This window comes from Sphingobium fluminis (assembly GCF_037723805.1).
GTDB lineage: Bacteria > Pseudomonadota > Alphaproteobacteria > Sphingomonadales > Sphingomonadaceae > Sphingobium.
This window is the reverse complement of the sequence record NZ_JBBJUK010000003.1, coordinates 207,088-227,552: the sequence shown is the minus strand read 5'-3', so window position 1 is coordinate 227,552 and position 20,465 is coordinate 207,088. Positions and strand designations below refer to the sequence as shown.

Sequence of the window (20,465 nt, the reverse complement as noted above, 5' to 3'; positions counted from 1 at the left end):
ACATATCGGCATTTTCCCGAATTTAACCCGATCCTCGCCTTCTCGCAGCGGCGTTCCTGGCCTACATGAAGCGACATGACCGCCCCCCTCTACAACACCGACATCCTGCGGCTCGCCGCCAGCATCCCCCATCATCGCCGGCTGCCCGATCCGCAGGCGAGCGTGGAGAAACGGTCGGCCACCTGTGGGTCGCGGGTGATGGCCGACGTGCGGATGGACAAGGGCCGGCTCGCGGACATGGGACTTGAAGTGCGGGCCTGCGCGCTGGGGCAGGCATCCGCTTCGCTCATGGCCGCCCATGCCATCGGCCTGAGCGCGGACGAACTGGGACAGGCGCGCGACCGGCTTGCCGCTTATCTGAGCGGCGAGGCGGACGACCTCGATTTCTGGCCCGGCCTTGCCGTCCTCGCGCCCGCGCGCGGCTACCCCGCGCGCCACGCCTCGATCCGGCTTGGTTTTGAAGCGATCGCGGAAGCCGCGCGCGCGGCCGAAGCTTGATGCCGGCTCATGCCCCCGTGGCGAACGCCACCGACATGCTGCTGTCCGACGGCGTCATCCTGCTCGGCGCGGCGGTGTTGTTCGTCATCATCTTCCGCCGGTTCGGGCTAGGTGCGGTGCTCGGCTATCTCGTCGCCGGCGCGCTCGTCGGACCGCAGGGACTTGGCCTCGTCGGCGGTGGCGAATCCAAGCTCGCCATCGCCGAAATCGGTATCGTCCTGCTGCTGTTTCTCGTCGGCCTCGAACTCAATCCTTCGCGCCTGTGGCGGTTGAAACGAGACATCTTCGCGCTCGGACTGGCGCAGGTCGTCCTTTGCGGGCTTGCGCTTACCGGCATCATCTTCCTGTTTACCGGCTTCACCTGGGGCGCGGCGATCGCGCTCGGCCTGCCGCTGGCGCTCTCTTCGACCGCGCAGGTACTGCCAAGCCTCAAGAGCAGCGGACGCATCAACTCGCCCTTTGGTGAAAAAGTCTTTTCGATCCTGCTGTTCCAGGATCTTTCGATCGTCCCGCTCATCACCATCATCGCAGCACTGTCGCGCAATCCCGCCGACGCCGCCGGCCCGCCTGGCTGGCACCTCGCTGCCTATACGGTCGCGGCCATCGCCGGCCTCGTGCTGGCAGGGCGCTTCATCCTGCGCCCCTTGCTCCAGATGGTCGGCCGCCTCGGCGAGCGCGAACTGTTCGTGACCGTTGGGCTGTTCACGGTTCTGGCTGCCGCCGCCCTGATGCACAGCCTTCACCTCTCGACCGCGCTCGGCGCTTTCGTCGCGGGGGTAATGCTGGCGGACTCCCCTTATCGGCACGAGATCGAATCCGACGTGGAGCCGTTCCGCTCGATCCTGCTCGGCCTGTTCTTCCTCGCCGTCGGTATGGTGCTCGATCTTCATGCGGTCATGGCCAACCCTCTTTTCGTGATCGGCATGGCGCTGCTGCTGGTTGCGACCAAGGCGGCGATCATCACAGGCCTCGCCCGACTGTTCGGGGTGGACATGAAACAGGCGATCGGCGCCGGCCTGTTGCTCAGCCAGGGCGGCGAATTCGGCTTCGTCCTCTTCGCGCAGGCGCAGAACGCCTATCTGGTCGCTCCCGAGGCCGCTAGCTTGTTCAGCGCGATCGTCACCGTCTCGATGGCGACCACGCCCTTCCTGATGCTGTTCGCCAGGCGTCTGGAGTTTGCGACACCCAAATCGGGGCGCGACTTGCCCGGTCCCGACAAGGCGCCGCGCGGCACCGCGATCATCGTTGGTTATGGCCGTTTCGGCCAGACCGTCGCGCAGATGCTGATGGGCCACGGCTTCGACGTAGTCCTGATCGACAAGAAACCGGCCCAGATCGAAAATTCGAGCCGCTTCGATACGAAAGTCTATTATGGCGACGGCACGCGTGTCGACCTGCTCTTTCGCGCCGGCGCAGACGAGGCCAGCCTGATCGCCTTTTGCATCGACGATCCCGATCTCGATTCGCACGCCATTCAGCCGATCGCCGAAGCCTTCCCGCAGGCCGCGCTGCTCGTGCGCGTATTCGATCGCAAGCAATTGCTTGCGCTGGAGCATATCGACATCGCCGGCACGGTGCGTGAAGTGTTCGAATCAGCCATCTGCATGGGCGTTCAGGCGATGAGCGCGCTCGGTGTGCCGCAGGCGGAAATCGAGGAAGTGGAGCGGCAGTATCGCGAAAACGACCGTCAGCGGCTCGACCTTCAGATCGAACATGGCAGTCTGATGGCAGCCAAGGATCTGCTGTTCCGACCAGGCCGGGGGATGCGACTGCTGACCCGAGGGGACAGGAAATTGACATGATCATGGTCTGGGCCGCGCTCTCGGCCGCATTGGCGATCGGCGCGGGCGCGTTCGGCGCGCACGGCGCATCGACCCCGCAAGCCGCCGAATGGCTGCGCACGGGCGGGACCTATCAGCTCATCCACGCCGTCGCCGCGATCGCGATCCTGAACCTTGGCGCGGGGGCTGGCCGCACGCCGGCGGCTCTCCTGCTCATCGGTGCGGCGATTTTTGCCGGCACGCTCTACGCCATGGCGCTAGGCGCACCGCGCTGGCTTGGAGCCGTCACGCCCATCGGTGGACTGATGCTGATCGGAGGCTGGCTCTGGGTAGCATGGCTCGTCCGGCGCGGCTGAACAGCGCTCTTCGCTTCGCCGCCCTTGCCCTCAGGCTCGCCCAAGCATAAGTTAAGCCATGGCCAACCATCATCATCAGGAGCCGACCGGCACGAAGCTCGCCGATGCCGCCCGCGCGACGCTGGAGGCGCGCGCCGAACAATGGACGCCGATGCGCGCCGCCATCTTCGACGCGCTCTCCGCCGAAGAAAAGCCCGCGTCCGCATACGATATCGCCGACACCGTCTCGCGTAATCGCGGCAAGCGCGTCGCGCCGAACAGCGTCTACCGTATCCTCGACCTGTTCGTGACGAACAATATCGCGATGCGGGTCGAAAGCGCCAACGCCTATATCGCCAACGCCCATCCGGGCTGCCAGCATGATTGCATTTTTCTCGTCTGCCGCAACTGCAAGGCGGCGACCCATGTCGACGACGACAAGGTCACGGGCGACGTGCGGGCGGTCGCCGCGCATGAGGGCTTCATCGCCGAACGTCCGGTCATCGAAATATTGGGCACCTGCGCAAAGTGTGCCGCCTGACGCGGATCAATCCAGCGTTGCGCCGATCCCCGGAACGGCCTAGCGGCTTGCGGAGTCTATGCTTTCGATGAACGATCACCCCTCCACGCCGCTACTCGACCGGGTTACATGGCCGGCGGATCTGCGCACCCTGCCCCTCGCGGAACTGCGCCAGCTCGCCGACGAACTGCGGCAGGAGGTGATCTCCGCGGTCGGTGTGACCGGTGGCCATCTGGGTTCCGGACTCGGCGTCGTCGAACTGACCACAGCGATCCACTATGTATTCGACACGCCTAACGACAAGCTGGTGTGGGACGTTGGCCATCAATGCTATCCGCACAAGATACTGACCGGCCGGCGCGACCGTATCCGCACGCTGCGGATGGGCGGCGGCCTGTCGGGCTTCACCAAGCGCGCCGAAAGCGAATATGACCCGTTCGGCGCGGCGCACAGCTCTACCTCGATCAGCGCGGCGCTTGGTTTTGCCGTCGCCAACAAGATGCAGGACAAGCCGGGCAAGGGCATCGCCGTGATCGGCGACGGCGCGATGTCGGCTGGCATGGCCTATGAAGCGATGAACAATGCGCGGGATGCGGGAAACCGTCTCATCGTCATCCTCAACGATAACGACATGTCGATCGCGCCGCCGGTCGGTGGATTGTCGGCCTATCTCGCGCGCCTCGTGTCGAGCCGTGAATTTCTGGGCCTGCGCGATCTCGCCAAGCGGCTGGCGCGCAAATTGCCCCGCCCGCTCCATAATGCAGCGCGCAAGACTGACGAATTCGCGCGCGGCATGGCGATGGGAGGCACATTGTTCGAGGAACTGGGCTTCTACTATGTCGGCCCGGTCGACGGCCATAATCTCGACCAGTTGATCCCCGTCCTCGAAAATGTCCGCGACGCCGCCGAAGGACCATGCCTCGTCCATGTCGTGACGCAAAAGGGCAAGGGCTATGCCCCGGCGGAAGCGGCAGCGGACAAATATCATGGCGTCCAGAAATTCGACGTCATCACCGGCGCTCAGGCCAAGGCCCCGCCCGGCCCCCCTAGCTATACCAATGTGTTTGCGCAGGCGTTGATCGCCGAAGCGCAACGCGATCCCACCGTCTGCGCGATCACGGCGGCGATGCCGTCCGGCACCGGCCTCGACAAGTTCGGTCAGGCATTTCCCGATCGCACTTTCGACGTCGGTATCGCCGAACAACATGCCGTCACCTTCGCCGCTGGCCTTGCCGCGCAGGGTATGCGCCCTTTTTGTGCGATCTATTCGACCTTCCTGCAACGCGCCTATGATCAGGTGGTGCATGATGTCGCGATCCAGAATCTGCCGGTCCGCTTCGCGCTCGACCGTGCGGGACTCGTGGGCGCGGACGGATCGACCCATGCCGGCAGTTTCGACATCGCCTATCTTGCCACCCTGCCCAATTTTGTCGTGATGGCCGCTGCCGACGAAGCCGAACTGGTGCATATGGTCCACACCTGTGCTGTCCATGACAGCGGGCCGATCGCGGTGCGCTATCCACGTGGCAACGGCACCGGCGTCGACCTGCCCGTCGTTCCCCAACGGTTGGAGATCGGGAAAGGCCGTATCGTCCGCGAAGGACGGCAGGTCGCCATTCTTTCGCTCGGCACCAGGCTCGAAGAGGCACTCAAAGCCGCCGAAACGCTGGAAGCCAAAGGTCTGTCGACCACCGTCGCCGACCTGCGTTTCGCCAAACCGCTGGACGAAGCGTTGATCCGCAAGCTGCTGAGCACCCATGAGGTCGCGGTCACGGTCGAAGAAGGCGCGATCGGCGGCCTCGGCGCGCATGTGCTGACGCTCGCGAGCGATCTTGGCCTGACCGACGCGGGCCTCAAAATCCGTACCATACGCCTGCCCGACATTTTCCAGGATCAGGACAAGCCCGAAAAACAATATGCCGACGCCAAACTGGACGCGGCCGGCATCGTCGATACAGTTTTGACCGCGCTGCGCCATAACAGTGCCGGTGTGAACGAGGCACGGGCCTGAGCCTTGATTAAGGCGGTCGAGCGCTGCGCCTGTCGGCGCGGCGCTCTCATTTCATCTTATTGCGGAACGGACGCCCGTGCGTCCTGGCCGTCGCCTTCGGGCGCGGCGATGATGTCGCGGGTCGCCGCACCCTTGTCGACGACTTCGGTGCCCGGATCGCCCGCCGACGAGCGGATGCCCGGAGCGGCATTGACGCGGCCGGCGCGGGTCAGCGCATCGCTTTCGGTCGCGCTGCGCGGCGCGGGGCCACCGAACATCGCGTCGAGCGCGGCCGCCTTCGAATCGACGGTCGTCGCCGATGGCGTGCCCGGCGCAGGCGGCACCATCGCGAAATCGGGCGGGATCACCAGCGGCGCCTGACGCGACACGGCGAATTCATCCGGCCGGTCGCGGTTGAACAGGCCCGACGAGCCGCAGGCGGACAGGGTGGAAACAAGGCCGGCGGCAAGGATCAGTTTACGCATTATTATAGTGACTCCGTCTTTGCGCTCTTCTCGCGCAGCAGCAGCGCGCGTGCAAGCAGGATCAACACGCCGATCGTGATCGCGGCATCGGCGAGATTGAAGATGAGGAACGGCCGCCACTCGCCGAAATGCAGGTCGGCATAGTCGACCACATAGCCAAGCCGCATCCGGTCGGCGATATTGCCGATCGCGCCGCCCAGCACCAGCCCCAGCGCGGCGACATCGGCACGCGCCTTTTCGCGCCACATCCAGACGCCGACGAAGGCCGCGATCAGAACGGTCATGCCGACCAGCAGCCAGCGCATCAGGTTCGTGTCGGCATGGAAAAAGCCCATCGAAACACCGCGATTTTCGAGCCAGCGCAGGCGAAATATCGGCAAAATCTCTATGCCCGCATCCGCTCTGCCCTTCAGAGCCAGCGGCCAGGTGACGATATATTTGACGAGCTGGTCCGTCAGCAGCGTCACGACAGCGACGGTGAGCCCCAGCGGGCGGTGATTGATCGCGCCGGGCATGTTCATGCATCCTTCTGGGATGACACAGGTGACACAACAGCGCGCGGGCGGGGCATGGGCGATTCCATCGGAAAAAGAGCGGGTTGCGCGCGGTATAGCGCAGGAGCCGACCAGTAGGACAGCGCGGACTGGACGACCCGGTTCACCCCCTCAACACATCGTCGCAACGGTCGCACAGCGCGCCGTCCTCGACGACTTCGGGTAGCAGCCGCCAGCAGCGACCGCATTTGTGCCAGTCGCTGGGCCTGACGACGATGCCGTCACCGACGCCCGTTTCGATGCGGGCAACGATGGCGATTTCCGCGAAGTTCACACCGTCACTGTGCAGCAGTTCGCCCATGGTGACGTCGGCTTCCAGACTGGAACGGACGATCTTTTCGCGGCGGAGCGGTTCGATCGCTTCGTTCACTTCCTCGCGCTTGGCGCGCAGGTGGGTCCACCGATCGCCAAGACCATCGTCCAGCCAGCGGGCGTCGACATCCGGCCATTCCAGAAAATGCACGCTGTCGCAGTCATTTGGAAAGCGGCTTTGCCACACTTCCTCAGCAGTGAACGGAATGATCGGCGCTGCGTAGCGGACCAGCGCATGGAACAATGTATTCAGCACGGTGCGATAGGCGCGGCGCTTGGGATCGGACTTTGCGTCGCAGTAGAGGCAGTCCTTGCGGATATCGAAGAAGAAGGCCGACAGGTCGCTATTCGCAAAGTCGAACAGAGCGCGGGTATAGCGCGAAAATTCCAGCCAGTTTTCGCTCCCCGCCGCCTTGTCGACGACGCCGCGCAGTTCCGCGTCCAGTTCAGCGAGGCGATGGAGCATGTACCGCTCCAGTTCCGGCATGTCGGCATAGACCACCGCCTCCTCTTCCGAATAATCGGAAAGAGCGCCCAGCATATAGCGGAAACTGTTGCGTAATTTCCGATAGGCGTCGGACGAGCCCGCCAGCACTTCCTTGCCGATGCGGACATCGTCGAAATAATCCGTGCTGGCGACCCAGACGCGCAATATGTCTGCGCCGCTTTCACCCATGATCTTGAGCGGATCGACGACGTTGCCGAGCGACTTGGACATTTTACGCCCGGTGCCGTCGAGCGCAAACCCATGGGTCAGCACCGCGTCATAAGGCGCGCGCCCGCGCGTGCCACTCGATTCGAGCAGCGAGGACTGGAACCAGCCGCGATGCTGGTCGGACCCTTCGAGATACAGGTCGGCGCGCACGCCTTCGCCATAGCGGGCCTCGATCACGAAACTGTGCGTGGAGCCGCTGTCGAACCAGACGTCGAGAATGTCGTTGACGACTTCATAGTCGGCGAGATCGTAGTCGGCCCCGAGCAGGGCCTGATGATCCGCGCCGAACCATGCGTCCGCGCCCGCGCCCTTGAAGGCGGCGATGATGCGGGCATTGACCGCAGGATCAACGAGATACTGGCCGCTTTTGCGATGGACATAGAGGGCGATGGGGACGCCCCAGGCACGCTGACGCGAGATGACCCAGTCCGGGCGGCCCTCCACCATGGAGCGGATGCGGTTGGTGGAGCGCTCGGGCACCCAGCGGGTGTGGGCGATCGCGTCAAGGGCGATGTCGCGCAGGGTTGGGTCGTTGCTCCTGCTCCGTTCGCCCTGAGCGAAGTCGAAAGGTTCAGCCGAGCTTTGCGAGGCCGGGTTGGAGGCTTCGCCTTCGCTCAGCAGGGGGCTTCGACTACGCTCAGCCCGAACGGAGGGAGGCACGTCCATCGGGATGAACCATTGCGGGGTGCAGCGGTAGATGATCCGCGCCTTGGAGCGCCAGCTATGCGGGTAACTGTGGCGGAAGTCGTTGGCGGACAGCAGCGCGCCGGCATTGCACAGATCGGTGCAGATCGGCCCATCGACGCCGTTGAATTTGGTGTTGATGACGCTGCCTTGGCCGGGGAGCCATTCCCAGTCGTCGCGGTAGAAGCCCGCGTCGTTGACCGCGAAGACGGGATCGATGCCCAGCGCCTTGCACGCGATGAAATCCTCCTCGCCATGGTCGGGGGCCATATGGACGAGGCCGGTGCCCGCGTCGGTGGTCACATGATCGGCGGGCAGGAACGGGCGTGGCCGCGCGAAGAAGCCGCCGAGCTTGTGCATCGGGTGGCGGGCAATGGCGCCGGCCAGGTCTTTGCCAGTGCCGCGCCAATAAAATCGTTCATCGACAAGACAGTCACCTGCCCGGTCGCGAACCGCATCGAAAAGCTGTTTCGCGATGACGAGGTTCATATCTCGATAGACTTCTCGACCAGCGCGGACGCCGATCATGACATACTCAATCTCTTCCCCATAAGCGATCGCCTGGTTCACCGGAATCGTCCAAGGCGTCGTCGTCCAGATTACCGCATAGGTGCCGACCAGTTCCGGCGCGTTCGGCGCTTCCATGATCTCGAACGCCACGTCGATCTGGGTCGAGGTCACATCCTCATATTCGACTTCCGCCTCCGCCAGCGCGGTTTTTTCGACCGGGGACCACATCACCGGCTTGGCCCCACGATAGAGCTGGCCGCTTTCCGCGAATTTGAGCAATTCGCCGACGATCGTCGCTTCGGCATCGAACTTCATGGTGAGGTACGGATCGGCCCAGTCGCCCATCACACCCAGCCGCTTGAACTGTTCTTTCTGCACGTCGACCCATTTGTCGGCATAGGCGCGGCATTGGGCGCGGAATTCCTGGGGGGGAACCTCGTCCTTGTTCAGCTTCTTCTTGCGATATTCCTCCTCGATCTTCCATTCGATCGGCAGGCCGTGGCAATCCCAACCCGGCACATAGGGCGCATCCTTGCCGAGCAAGGACTGGCTGCGCACGATGATGTCCTTAAGGACCTTGTTCATCGCATGGCCCATATGGATGTCGCCATTGGCGTAGGGCGGGCCGTCATGCAGGATGAAGCGTTCGCGTCCGGCGCGCTTTTCGCGCAGCTTGCCGTACAGGTCCATCGCGTCCCATTTCGCCGCGATGGCCGGTTCCTTCTGCGCCAGGCCCGCCTTCATCGGGAAGTCGGTGACGGGCAGGAATACAGAGGATTTATAGTCGGGTGCGTCGGTCATTTGGGCGTCCGGTCAATCAACGAAACCGTTCGCCCTGAGCGTGTCGAAGGGCTCGGCCGAGCGAAGTCGAGGCGCTTCGACTTCGCTCAGTAGAGGGCTTCGACTTCGCTCAGCCCGAACGGGGGAAAAGTCTGGCGTGCCCTACGCGACGTAAGGCGTCCCCGCAAGGATTTGCCGCGCTTGGGTGCAGTCCTGGGCGATCTGCGCCATGAGAGCGTCCAACCCGTCATATTTCGCTTCGGGCCGCAAATAGGCGACCAGCTGCACCTCGATCACCTGGCCGTACAGATCTCCGGCAAAATCGAAGAAATGCGGCTCGAGCAGTTCCTTGGGGGGATCGAAGCTGGGGCGGATGCCAAGGTTCGCCGCGCCGTCCAGCACCCGCCCGTCGGGCAACAGTCCGCGCACGGCGTAAATGCCATAGGCCGGGCGCAGATAGTCGCCCATATCGACATTGGCGGTGGGGAAACCGATGGTGCGGCCGAGCTTGTCACCATGCTGCACCGGGCCGGCAATGGCGAAGGGGCGCGTCAGCAGGCGGGTCGCGGTCGCGCAATCGCCAGCGCGCAGGGCGTCCCTGATCCGGCTCGATGAGATCACCTCGCCACCCGCGTCGGCAACGGGGGCGACCGCTTCGGCATCCATGCCCGATGCCGCGCCCAATTCCGCCAACGCGCCGATGGAGCCGACGCGCGCTTTGCCGAAGGTGAAATCCCGCCCGGTCACGACCCCCGCGACACCCATATCCTCGCTCAGCAGACGCACGAAGTCGTTGGGGCCGAGCGCGGCAAGATCGTGGGTGAAGCCGAACACCAGCATCGCGTCCGCCCCTGCCGCCGCGAACAGCGCCTGTCGCTGGTCGAGCGTGGTCAGGCGGAAGGGTGGTGAATCGGGCTGGAAAAAGCGCATCGGATGTGGATCGAAGGTCGCCACAATCGCCGGTCGCCCTTCGGCGCGGGCGCGCGCGATCGCCCGCCCGACGACCGCCTGATGGCCGGCGTGAAAGCCATCGAAATTGCCGAGCGCCATGATGCTCCCGCGCAGATGAGCGGGGATCGGTGCGCCGCTGTCCAGCCGCTGCATGACGCGGCCTATAGGGGGGAGCCGGGGCGGTGGCAATCGGGCGATCCGTTGCGCCGGAAGGTGACGAAGCTGTAGGCCGGGCGGTCGCCGGATGCGGCGTGATCCTCCCGCGCGGACTCGGTCCATTGGGTGGCGTCGGGGTAGGCGATCGACGCGTCCCCCCGGGCATCGACATGCACCTCGGTCAATTCGATCCGGTCGGCGAGCGGCAGGAACAGCCGGTAGATTTCCGCCCCGCCGATCACCATGAGGACGGGCGCGGCGGCCAGGCCGATGGCTTCGGCCACGTCATGCGCGACCTCTGCCCCCGCCGCCGACCAGTTGCGATGGCGCGTCAGCACGATATGCCGGCGATCGGGCAGCAAACCCGGCAGGCTGTCGAAGGTCTTTCGCCCCATGATCATAGGATGGCCCAGGGTCAGCGCCTTGAAATGTTTGAGGTCAGCCGGCAGCCGCCATGGCAGGCCCCCGTCCCGCCCGATCACGCCATTGTCGGCGCGCGCGAGGACGAGGGTGATTTCAGGGCCTTCGCTCACAGCGTCAGCCGTGTGACATGTCCCATCTTGCGCCCGGCGCGCGCGTCATGCTTGCCGTAGAGGTGCAGATGGTTCGCCGGGTCGGACAGGATCGCGCTCCATTCGCCTGCCTGATCGCCGATCAGGTTGCGCATCTCCACCCGCCGCGCCGCCAGCGCCGTATCACCCAGCGGCAGGCCGCAAATCGCGCGAACATGATTTTCGAACTGGCTCGTGACCGCGCCCTCGATCGTCCAATGGCCGCTATTATGGACGCGTGGGGCCATTTCGTTGAACACCGGGCCGTCGGGGCTGGCGAAGAACTCGCACGCGAGCACGCCGACATAATCAAGCGCGTCGGCGACCTTTTGCGCGAGCACGCGCGCCTCCGCCAACTGCCCCTGGATCAGGGGGCCGGCGGGCGCGGTCGAGGTGGCGAGGATACCGTCGACATGGATGTTGGCGGCCGAATCCCAGAAGCGCACTGCGCCGTCCGCGCCGCGCACCAGGATCACGGAAAATTCTTCGGCGAAGGTCACGAATCCTTCGAGGATCGCCGGTTGCCGCTGGATCGCGTTCCAGGCGCCGACCGCATCGCCTGGCTCGGCCAAACGTGCCTGCCCCTTGCCGTCATAGCCCATGCGCCGGGTCTTGAGGATGGCGCGGCTGCCGATGCGCTCCAGCGCCTCCTCCAGCTGGTCGAGATCATCCACCGGCGCGAAGGGCGCGGTCACGCCGCCAAGGTCCGCGACGAAGCGCTTTTCGGCCAGCCGGTCCTGCGCCACGCGCAGCGCCTGCGCGCCCGGCCGGACGATCGCGGCGCCCGCCAGCACGCCGATCGCCTGCGGATCGACATTCTCAAACTCGTAAGTGACGACATCGACCGACGCGGCAAAGGCCGCGAGCGCCGCCACATCCTCATAAGCGGCCTGCGTCCAGCGCGGCGACACATCGGCTGCGGGGCCGCTGGCTTCGGGCGCATAGATATGGGTGCGATAGCCAAGCTGCGCGGCGGCGATGGCGATCATCCGGCCAAGCTGGCCACCGCCCAATATCCCGATCGCGGCACCCGGCGCTACGACGGTCATTCGGGCGTTTCGGCGACGTCCGCCGACTGCTTCGCGCGCCATGCGTCAAGGCGTGCCGCGAGCGCGTCGTCGGTGGTGGCGAGAATCGCCGCCGCCAGCAGCGCCGCGTTGATCGCGCCGGGCTTGCCGATCGCCAGCGTGCCGACCGGAATGCCGCCAGGCATCTGGACGATGGAGAGCAGCGAATCCATGCCCTTGAGCGCCTTCGATTCCACCGGCACGCCCAGCACGGGCAGCCGCGTCATCGCGGCCGCCATGCCGGGCAGATGCGCCGCGCCGCCGGCACCGGCAATGATGACCTTGAGGCCACGCCCGACCGCGCCTGTCGCATAATCATAGAGCCGCTGGGGCGTGCGATGCGCGGACACGACCTTGCATTCATGCGCGACGCCGAGCGCTTCGAGCGTCTGCGCCGCGTGGCCCATCGTCTCCCAGTCGGACCTCGACCCCATGATGATGCCGACGACCGGCTGCGTGCCCCCGCTCATGCGCTCGCTTCCCCTGTAATGTCAGCCCCGCTAGGCCCGGAAAGCAAAATGCCTTAACCGGGCGATGCGCGGACAGCAATAAGAGCCTTGCCGATATTTCTGCGAAAGAAACTTACCGTTCCGACAGATAATAGCGATCGGTCGCGCTCAGATCGTCGGCAAGCTCATAGACGATGGGCTGGCCGGTCGGGATTTCCAGCTCGGTGATCTCGTCGTCGGGGATGTTCGACAGATGTTTGACCAGCGCGCGCAGCGAATTGCCGTGGGCGGAGATGATGACGCGCTTGCCGGCCTTCAGCTCGGGCGCGATGCGGCTTTCCCAATAGGGTAGCACGCGGGCGATCGTGTCTTTGAGGCTCTCGGTCGACGGGATCGCGATACCGTCATAGCGGCGGTCCTTGCCAAGGTCGAATTCGCTGCCCGCTTCCAGGACCGGCGGCGGGATGTCGAAGCTGCGGCGCCAGATCTTCACCTGATCCTCGCCATGTTTGGCCGCCGTCTCCGCCTTGTTGAGGCCGGTCAGCCCGCCATAGTGGCGCTCGTTGAGCCGCCAGTCCTTTTCCACCGGCAGCCACAGCCGCCCCATTTCCTCGAGCGCGAGGTTCAGCGTCTTGATCGCGCGGGTCTGGAAACTGGTAAAGCACTGGTCGAAATCCAGCCCCTTCTGCCCCATCAGCCGACCGGCGGCGCGCGCTTCTTCCGCGCCCTTTTCGGTCACGTCCACGTCCCACCAGCCGGTGAAGCGGTTTTCGAGGTTCCACGACGACTGGCCGTGGCGGATGAGGACGAGAGTGGGCATCGGCGCGTCTCCTGCACGATAACTGGCGATGGATGCCCCATAACGCGGGAAATCGGCGGTGCAAGCTTGTCCCCTGCAACCCCCGCCCCACATTGCGACGGGCGGCTCGATACGATAGCCCTGCGCGCATATTTCGGAAGGACTGACGGTTTGGCATTCGTGAAAGGCGCATGGCGCATATTGGTCGCGATCAAGGACGGGCTGGTCCTGCTGTTCCTGCTGCTGTTCTTCGGGCTGCTCTACGCCGCCCTGTCCTTCTCGCCCAAGCCCGTAAAGGCGGTGAGCGCAGGCGCGCTGCTACTCGACCTCGACGGAACGATCGTCGAACAACCCGCCTCGCTCGATCCGGTGTCGCTGCTGTCCGGGTCCGGGCCGCAAGCGAAGGAATATCGCCTGTCAGACCTCGTCACCGCGCTCGACGCAGCCAAGGGCGACGCCAAGGTCAAGGCGGTGGTGCTCAACCTCGACGGGTTCATGGGCGGCGGTCAGGTCGCTATCGAGCGGGTCGGCAAGGCGCTGGACGGCGTGCGCGCGGCCAGGAAGCCGGTATTCACTTTCGCGACCGTCTATAATGACGACAGCTATCAGCTCGCCGCCCATGCGAGCGAAGCGTGGCTCGACCCGCTGGGCGGTGTCGCCATCGCCGGGCGGGGGGGATCGGCGCTCTATTATAAGGGGCTGATCGACAAGCTGGGCGTCAACACCCATGTCTACCGCGTCGGCACCTATAAAAGCTTTGTCGAACCCTTCATCCGCAGCGACCAGTCGCCCGAAGCGAAGCAGGCCAGCCAGGCGCTAGACGGCGCCTTGTGGCAGACTTGGCAGGATGACGTTCTCAAGGCCCGGCCCCGCGCAAAGGTCGTGGCCTATGCCAATGACCCCGCCGCGGCGGCGCAGGCCAGCGGCGGCAATCTTGCCAAGGCGGCGCTGTCTTCCGGCCTTGTCGACAAACTGGGGGACGAAACCGCCTTCGGTACGCGTATCGCGCAGATCGTTGGCGAACCGGACAAGAAGCGCGCGGGCGGTTTCGCCACCATCGACCTTGCCAGCTATGTAAAAGCCCGCCAGCCCGCCAATGATGGCGATATCGGCATCCTCACCATCGCGGGAGACATCGTCGATGGCGAAGCCGGACCCGGCACGGCGGCGGGCGACACGATTACGGCGCAGCTCTACAAGGCGCTCGCCGAAAAGGACTTAAAAGCGCTGGTCGTGCGCGTCGATTCGCCCGGCGGGTCGGTCATGGCGTCGGAAAAAATCCGCGTCGCGATCATGCAGGCCAAGCGTCAGGGACTGCCCGTCATCGTCTCCATGGCCAATGTCGCGGCGAGCGGCGGCTATTGGGTTTCGACCCCCGCCGACATGATCTTCGCGCAGCCCGACACCATCACCGGGTCCATCGGCGTGTTCGGCATATTGCCGAGCTTCGAGGGGACGCTGGCGAAGATGGGCGTCACCACCGACGGCGTGCGCACGACCCCGCTGTCGGGCCAGCCCGATCTGGCCGGGGGCACGACGCCGCAATTCGACCAGATCATGCAGTTGGGGGTCGAAGATATTTACCGCCGCTTCACCGGCCTCGTCGCGCAATCCCGCCGCAAGACCCCGCAACAGATCGACGCGATCGCGCAGGGTCGCGTGTGGGATGGCGGCACTGCGCGGCAGATCGGCCTCGTCGACCGATTCGGCGGCTTGGAGGACGCCATCGCCGAAGCGGCGCGCCGCGCGAAGATCGACCCCGCAGACGCACGAACCTATCGCATCGAAAAGACGCCCGACCGGTTCGCGCAATTCATCCAGTCGATGGCGGAACGTGATCAGGATGACGGTGCCGCCCCCCGCGACATGCTCAGTCGGCAGGCGCTGATCCAGCGGCGCTGGGCGATGCAGGCGATCGCCGACGTGCGCGCACTGGTTTCGGGGGCGGGGGTGCGCGCCGACTGCCTCGAATGCCGCAGCTATGGCGCGCCGCGGCCGGCGCAGGATGCGCAGGGGCTGTTGGCCATGCTTGCGGCGCTCTGGCGATAGCGACCATGCATATTCGCAGGGTTCGCGCCAATGACGCGGCTGCCATCGCCAGCCTCTATCGCCCCTTTGTCGAGGACAGCCGGATCAGCTTCGAACTCATCGCGCCCGATGCGGAAGAAATCGGCCGACGCATCGGTAAATGCGGGGACGCCTATCCCTATCTCGTCGCTGAAGGAGGGGACGGCGTCCTTGGCTACGCCTATGCCACCGCCTTTCGCGATCGACCGGCCTACCGCTTCGCGGTCGAAACCAGCATCTATCTCTCGCCGCATGCACAAGGGTGCGGGCTTGGCCGTCGCCTCTATACAGCGTTGCTCGATATCCTGACCGCGCAGGGTTTCGTGCACGCGATCGGTGCGGTCACCATGCCCAATGACGCCAGCACCGCGCTTCATCTGGCGATGGGCTATGCGACCACCGGCGTTTATCGGGATATCGGTTTCAAGCAGGACGCATGGGCCAGCGTGCAGCTATTCCAGAAAACCCTGCATGCGCTGCCCGATACGCCGCAGGAGCCGCTGCCTCTCTCCGCTTGCCCCGCATGGACAGCTATTCCGGCGTGACATCGCGATAGGTGGGGAGACCAAGCCCGCGCCGGATCGCAACCGCGCGCAGCAGAAAGCCGAGCAGCGCCGCGATCACCCCCGCGACCGGCACGTCCAGCCCGCCCCAGCGCAGCGCCACGAACAGGCCGGACGCAACCGCCGCCGCCGTCACATAAAGCTCGGGGCGCAGCAGGATCGACGGTTCACCCGCCAGCAGATCGCGCATGATCCCGCCGACGCAGCCGGTGACGACCCCCATCATCGCCGCGACGAAGGGCGGCACGCCGATCGCCATCGCCTTGGCCGCGCCGAACACGGCGAACGCCGCCAGCCCGGTGGCATCGAGCCAGTCGAGCGCATGCTCGCTCCACCAGCGGCGCGGCGTCATCCACACCAGCAGCGCGGCGGCCATGCAGGTGATGGCGGGCACCGCATCATGGACCCAGAACACCGGCGCGCCGATCAGCAGGTCGCGCACCGTCCCCCCGCCGACGCCCGTCACCAGCGCGAAAAAGGCGAAGGTGACGATCGTCTGTTTCAGCCGCGCTGCCGCCAGTGCGCCGGATGCCGCAAACACGAAAATGCCGACGATGCTCAATGTTTCGAGCACCGGACCGATCGATGCCGCCAGCGCGAGGACGGGCGGCGCCAGCACCGGCGGGGGCACGCCACCCATGCTGCCTATTTGGCCAGTTCGGACTCGATCGCGGCGACCAGCGCGGCGTCGTCGGGCGCGGTGTCGGGCGAAAAGCGCGCAGCGACCGAACCATCCCTGGCGATCAGGAACTTCTCGAAATTCCACAGCACTTCTGGTTCCGGGGCTGGCGTGATGCCATAGCCGACCAGCTTCTCGCGAAACCCGCCCTCACTCCCCTGCGCCGTGGGCACCGCGCCGGTCAGGGCCGCGTAGAGCGGATGCTTGTCCGCACCGGTCACGGTGATCTTTTCGAACATCGGAAATTCCACGCCGAAATTGGTGGTGCAAAAGGTCGCGATTTCCTCGTTCGAGCCCGGCTCCTGCGCGCCGAAATCATTGGCGGGGAAACCGGCGACGACCAGACCCTGGTCCTTATACGCGCCATAGAGCTTCTCGAGCCCTTCATATTGCGGCGTGAGGCCACATTTCGACGCTACGTTGACGGCGAGAACGACCTTGCCCGCATAATCGCCAAGGCTCGTATCCTCGCCCTTGATGGTCTTGAGCGGGATCGTCTGGATAGTGCTCATGTCGGTCTCCTTGAGGGGCAATTCAGTCAGGCGCGGACCATGCCATCAGATCGTCGCGCCGAAAAGCTTTCCCGCGCCCGCCGTGGCCAGCATCGCCAATATGCCCCAGAACAGCACCCGACCGACCGACCGCGCCACTGGCCCGCCGCCCAGTCGCGCGCCGATCCAGCCCAGCATCACGAGACCGAGCAGCGAGACCAGCACAAGGACGGGGATCGTCGACCCTACAGGGCTCAACAGCACCGCCAGCAGCGGCAAGGCGGCGCCGGCCGAAAAGCTCGCGGCCGACGCCAGCGCCGCCTGCACCGGCCGCGCCGCGCTGAGTTCGGAAATGCCCAACTCGTCGCGGGCATGCGCGCCCAGCGCATCCGCCGCCATCAACTGCTCGGCCACCTGCCCCGCCAGATCGGGCGTCAGGCCGCGCTCGATATAGATATCGCGCAATTCCCGCCGTTCGGCGTCCGGCTGCATGGCAAGCGCCCGCCGCTCCTTGGCGAGATCGGCCCGCTCGGTATCGGATTGCGCGCTGACGGAAACATATTCGCCCGCCGCCATCGACATCGCGCCTGCGACCAGCGCCGCGACGCCCGCCAGCAGCACCGATTCGCGCGCCGCGCCCGACGCCGCTATCCCCGCGAGCAGGCTGGCGGTCGAGACGATGCCGTCATTGGCGCCGAGCACCACCGCGCGCAGCCAGCCGATACGGTTGACATAATGGACCGCGTGGTGCGGCTGTCCGCCCTGGGGCCGGCTCACACCGTCCGTTCCGTCATCGCCTCGCGCCGCGCGGCGATATGCATGGTCAGGAACCGGCCGTGGCGCTCGACGTCGACCACCGCCTGCCCGAAGCCGCGCAGGTGCAGCATCGAAAAGATCAGCGACGCCGGATATTCGTTCATCTGCATCATCGGCTCGCTCGCCTTCTTGCCGCGCAGCCGGTGCACCAGCCGCTGCAGCCCCGGAACGCGCGTCCGGGCGCGATAGAAGAACGCTTTGGCCGGCGAATCGCCGCGTCGGATCGCGACATGGATGCTGAGCAACCCGCCGACCGCCACCTTGTCGAGCAGCCCGCCGATCAGGCGCATGCCGCGATCGACCGGGATATGCTGGAACACGATATAGCTGTGGACGAAATCGAAGCTGCCCTCCGCGCCGCTCAGCCGGTCGTCGGACGAGCGGAAATGGACGTTATCGACGCCCCGCTCCTGCCGCAGCCGCTCCCCCTCGGCCAGCATGGCCGGCGAGATATCGAGCCCGATCACCTCGGCGAACTGAGCGCCCAAAGGCAGCGCGACCCGGCCGACGCCGCAGCCGAAATCAAGCGTGCGACCACGCGACACCGCGCCCAGCATGCGTTCCAGCCGCGCCAGCCGGCCCAGAATATAGGCTTCTCCGGTGTGCAGGAAATGGTCGAGATCGACCTGCTCCCGGCGAAATTCCGGCGCCGCCACCACGCCATAATAGGGGTCGGTCTCGCCCCAGATGCGCCAGTCCTTATCCGTATCGGTCATGCGTGTCCTGCCGGGGCCTCCATGCTGCCTGCGCCTGCGCTATCAGATGCGCGGCGCGTGGGGAACTGCTTCAGCCGGCCAGCCCCTCGGCCTTTTCGGCAAGTTCCAGCCAGCGCGCCTCTGCCGCGTCCCTGGCCGCTCGCGCCGTCTCGATCGCTTGCGTGAGCGCGTCGAACCGTTTGCGGTCGCGCGCATAAAGCGCCGGGTCGGCCAGCAGCGCCTCGTCGCGCGCGATGTCGGCCTCCAGCGCCTCGACCCGCGCCGGCAACTGGTCGAGGTCGCGCTGGTCCTTATAGGTCAGTTTTGCGGAAACCGGTTTGGGCGGCGGGGCAGCTGCGACGGCTTTCCGGGCGGTCTTCGCCGCCTTGCGCGGATCGCGCTTGGCGATCCAGTCGGCATAGCCGCCGACGATCACGTCCACCACCCCGGTGCCGTCCAGTCCCAGCGTCACCGTGACCGTGCGGTCGAGAAAATCGCGGTCATGGCTGACGATCAGGACCGTGCCGTCATAATCGGCGATCACTTCCTGCAACAGGTCGAGCGTTTCCAGATCGAGGTCGTTGGTCGGCTCGTCCAGCACGAGCAGGTTGGATTCGCGCGCGAATTCCCGCGCGAACAGCAGCCGCGACCGCTCGCCGCCGGACAGCGTGCCCACCTTGGCCTCGGCCAGCGACGGGTCGAACAGGAAGTCCTTAAGATAGCCATGGACATGCTTGCGCACCCCGCGCACGTCGATCCAGTCGCCGCCCTCGGCCAGCACGTCGCGCACACTCTTGTCCGCCTGCATCAGGCTGCGCTGCTGGTCGATGAAGATCATGTCGAGCGTTTTGGCCTGGCTGATCGTCCCGCTGTCGGGCTCCAGTTCGCCGGTCAAAAGCTTGAGCAGCGTCGTCTTGCCCGCGCCATTGCCGCCGACGATGCCGATCCTGTCGCCGCGCTGTACCCGCAGCGAAAAATCGTCGATAATGATGCGCTGCTTGTCGCCGCTGCCGAACATCTTCGTCACATGCTCGGCCTTGATGACGCTTTTGGTCTTGCTGTCATCGGCCGCCATCGCGATCTTCGCAACACCCTGTGGCCCTACCATCGCCGCGCGCTGCTCGCGCATTTCCCACAGCTTGGACAGCCGGCCCTGATTGCGCTTGCGGCGCGCCGTGACGCCGCGTTCCAGCCAATGCGCTTCGAGCTTCAGCCGGGCGTCCAGCTTGTCGGCGGCGCGCGCCTCTTCGGCGTAGACCGCTTCCATCCACTGTTCAAAGCCGCCAAAGCCGATCTCGTTACGCCGCATCGCGCCCCGGTCGAGCCACAGCGTCTGGCGCGTGAGCCGGGTCAGGAAGGCGCGGTCATGGCTGATGACGATGAACGCGCCATTATAGCGCGCCAGCCAGTTTTCCAGCCAGTCGATCGCCGCAATGTCCAGATGGTTGGTCGGCTCGTCCAGCAACAGCAGGTCCGGCTCGCTCGCCAGCGCGCGGGCGATGGCGGCGCGGCGGCGCTCGCCCCCGCTTGCGGTCTTCGCCTCGCGCGACAGGTCTATGCCCAACTGGTCGGCGATCGCCTCCACTTCGTGCACGGGCGGCGCAAATTCGCCTGCCAGCGCGAAATCATGCAGCGTCGCAAAGGCGCTGACGTCGGGGTCCTGTTCCAGCAGGATGACGCGCGCGCCCGGCTGCACCGATCGCGTGCCCTCGTCGGGTTCGATGATGCCGCCCAGCAGCTTGAGCAACGTCGTCTTGCCGGCGCCATTGCGCCCGATCAACGCCAGCCGGTCCTTCGCGCCGACATGAATGTCCATGCCCCGGAACAGCCAGTGGGTGCCCTGCGAGAGGCCGAGATTTTCGTAGGAAAGGATAGGAGCCGCCATGGGCGTGCAGCTACGGCCTGCGCCGTCCGGGGGCAAGGGGCGATGGCCGCGGGATTGCGCGCGGCCCAGCACGGACCGGCGGCGGGAAACGCGCTGTTGTCAAACTGTCATCGCCCTTTCGCACGGCCGCAA

Annotated in this window: 20 protein-coding genes; 7 read left to right on the top strand and 13 right to left on the bottom strand. The window is 65.5% G+C overall.

Annotation, left to right across the window (positions count from 1 at the left end; all coding sequences use genetic code 11):
• Nucleotides 1-75 precede the first annotated feature (75 nt).
• The 5 genes from WG907_RS10355 to dxs are packed head-to-tail and all read left to right on the top strand — an operon-like array spanning nt 76 to nt 5,145.
• On the top strand, nt 76-498 hold the full coding sequence (locus tag WG907_RS10355) for an iron-sulfur cluster assembly scaffold protein (protein ID WP_340232697.1): 423 nt from the start codon (nt 76-78) through the stop codon (nt 496-498).
• Nucleotides 498-2,300, top strand: a complete 1,803-nt coding sequence (locus WG907_RS10350; RefSeq protein ID WP_340232696.1) for a cation:proton antiporter domain-containing protein — start codon at nt 498-500, stop codon at nt 2,298-2,300. Before WG907_RS10355 ends, WG907_RS10350 begins: the two co-directional genes overlap by 1 nt.
• Entirely contained in the window at nt 2,297-2,635 is a 339-nt protein-coding gene (locus tag WG907_RS10345) for a DUF423 domain-containing protein (protein ID WP_340232695.1), read from the top strand. Before WG907_RS10350 ends, WG907_RS10345 begins: the two co-directional genes overlap by 4 nt.
• A gap of 58 nt (nt 2,636-2,693) precedes the next feature.
• Nucleotides 2,694-3,155 carry a Fur family transcriptional regulator gene (locus WG907_RS10340; RefSeq protein WP_340232694.1) on the top strand — a complete coding sequence of 154 codons (462 nt, stop codon included), beginning with the start codon at nt 2,694-2,696 and terminating at the stop codon, nt 3,153-3,155.
• A 58-nt stretch (nt 3,156-3,213) separates the two neighbouring features.
• Entirely contained in the window at nt 3,214-5,145 is a 1,932-nt protein-coding gene (gene dxs / locus WG907_RS10335; protein ID WP_340232693.1) for a 1-deoxy-D-xylulose-5-phosphate synthase, read from the top strand.
• Nucleotides 5,146-5,201: 56 nt separating this feature from the next.
• Here dxs and WG907_RS10330 read toward each other — a convergent pair whose 3' ends face one another.
• From WG907_RS10330 to gpmA, 8 genes are all read right to left on the bottom strand, one after another.
• Nucleotides 5,202-5,609: a DUF3035 domain-containing protein gene (locus WG907_RS10330; RefSeq protein ID WP_340232692.1), complete on the bottom strand. Its 408-nt coding sequence runs from the start codon at nt 5,607-5,609 to the stop codon at nt 5,202-5,204.
• A 2-nt stretch (nt 5,610-5,611) separates the two neighbouring features.
• Entirely contained in the window at nt 5,612-6,124 is a 513-nt protein-coding gene (lspA, locus tag WG907_RS10325) for a signal peptidase II (protein WP_340233034.1), read from the bottom strand.
• A 142-nt stretch (nt 6,125-6,266) separates the two neighbouring features.
• Nucleotides 6,267-9,185, bottom strand: a complete 2,919-nt coding sequence (gene ileS, locus WG907_RS10320; protein WP_340232691.1) for an isoleucine--tRNA ligase — start codon at nt 9,183-9,185, stop codon at nt 6,267-6,269.
• A gap of 141 nt (nt 9,186-9,326) precedes the next feature.
• Nucleotides 9,327-10,268: a bifunctional riboflavin kinase/FAD synthetase gene (locus tag WG907_RS10315; protein WP_340232690.1), complete on the bottom strand. Its 942-nt coding sequence runs from the start codon at nt 10,266-10,268 to the stop codon at nt 9,327-9,329.
• Between the two features lie 8 nt (nt 10,269-10,276).
• Entirely contained in the window at nt 10,277-10,804 is a 528-nt protein-coding gene (locus WG907_RS10310; RefSeq protein ID WP_340232689.1) for a dihydrofolate reductase, read from the bottom strand.
• Nucleotides 10,801-11,871: a 5-(carboxyamino)imidazole ribonucleotide synthase gene (locus tag WG907_RS10305; RefSeq protein ID WP_340232688.1), complete on the bottom strand. Its 1,071-nt coding sequence runs from the start codon at nt 11,869-11,871 to the stop codon at nt 10,801-10,803. The genes WG907_RS10310 and WG907_RS10305 overlap by 4 nt, the downstream gene beginning before the upstream one ends.
• Entirely contained in the window at nt 11,868-12,359 is a 492-nt protein-coding gene (purE, locus tag WG907_RS10300) for a 5-(carboxyamino)imidazole ribonucleotide mutase (RefSeq protein ID WP_340232687.1), read from the bottom strand. Before purE ends, WG907_RS10305 begins: the two co-directional genes overlap by 4 nt.
• Nucleotides 12,360-12,471: 112 nt before the next feature.
• Complete coding sequence (gene gpmA / locus WG907_RS10295; protein WP_340232686.1) at nt 12,472-13,158, bottom strand: 2,3-diphosphoglycerate-dependent phosphoglycerate mutase; 687 nt, start codon at nt 13,156-13,158, stop codon at nt 12,472-12,474.
• Nucleotides 13,159-13,308: 150 nt separating this feature from the next.
• On the opposite strand from gpmA, the gene sppA reads away from it, so the two are divergent.
• Both sppA and WG907_RS10285 read left to right on the top strand, forming a co-directional pair.
• The gene (gene sppA, locus WG907_RS10290) at nt 13,309-15,186 is read left to right on the top strand and encodes a signal peptide peptidase SppA (RefSeq protein WP_340232685.1); all 1,878 of its coding nucleotides are present in this window, start codon (nt 13,309-13,311) and stop codon (nt 15,184-15,186) included.
• A 5-nt stretch (nt 15,187-15,191) separates the two neighbouring features.
• Entirely contained in the window at nt 15,192-15,749 is a 558-nt protein-coding gene (locus WG907_RS10285; RefSeq protein WP_340232684.1) for a GNAT family N-acetyltransferase, read from the top strand.
• Here the strand turns inward: WG907_RS10285 and WG907_RS10280 are convergent.
• The 5 genes from WG907_RS10280 to WG907_RS10260 all read right to left on the bottom strand — a co-directional run bounded on the left by WG907_RS10280 (nt 15,736) and on the right by WG907_RS10260 (nt 20,333).
• Nucleotides 15,736-16,407 carry a trimeric intracellular cation channel family protein gene (locus tag WG907_RS10280; protein WP_340232683.1) on the bottom strand — a complete coding sequence of 224 codons (672 nt, stop codon included), beginning with the start codon at nt 16,405-16,407 and terminating at the stop codon, nt 15,736-15,738. The two genes, WG907_RS10285 and WG907_RS10280, sit on opposite strands and share 14 nt — an antisense overlap.
• 5 nt (nt 16,408-16,412) lie before the next feature.
• On the bottom strand, nt 16,413-16,958 hold the full coding sequence (locus WG907_RS10275) for a glutathione peroxidase (protein ID WP_340232682.1): 546 nt from the start codon (nt 16,956-16,958) through the stop codon (nt 16,413-16,415).
• A 45-nt stretch (nt 16,959-17,003) separates the two neighbouring features.
• The gene (locus tag WG907_RS10270; protein WP_340232681.1) at nt 17,004-17,714 is read right to left on the bottom strand and encodes a VIT1/CCC1 transporter family protein; all 711 of its coding nucleotides are present in this window, start codon (nt 17,712-17,714) and stop codon (nt 17,004-17,006) included.
• Nucleotides 17,711-18,469, bottom strand: a complete 759-nt coding sequence (locus tag WG907_RS10265; protein WP_340232680.1) for a class I SAM-dependent methyltransferase — start codon at nt 18,467-18,469, stop codon at nt 17,711-17,713. The genes WG907_RS10270 and WG907_RS10265 overlap by 4 nt, the downstream gene beginning before the upstream one ends.
• A gap of 70 nt (nt 18,470-18,539) precedes the next feature.
• Entirely contained in the window at nt 18,540-20,333 is a 1,794-nt protein-coding gene (locus WG907_RS10260) for an ABC-F family ATP-binding cassette domain-containing protein (protein ID WP_340232679.1), read from the bottom strand.
• Between the last annotated feature and the right edge of the window lie 132 nt (nt 20,334-20,465).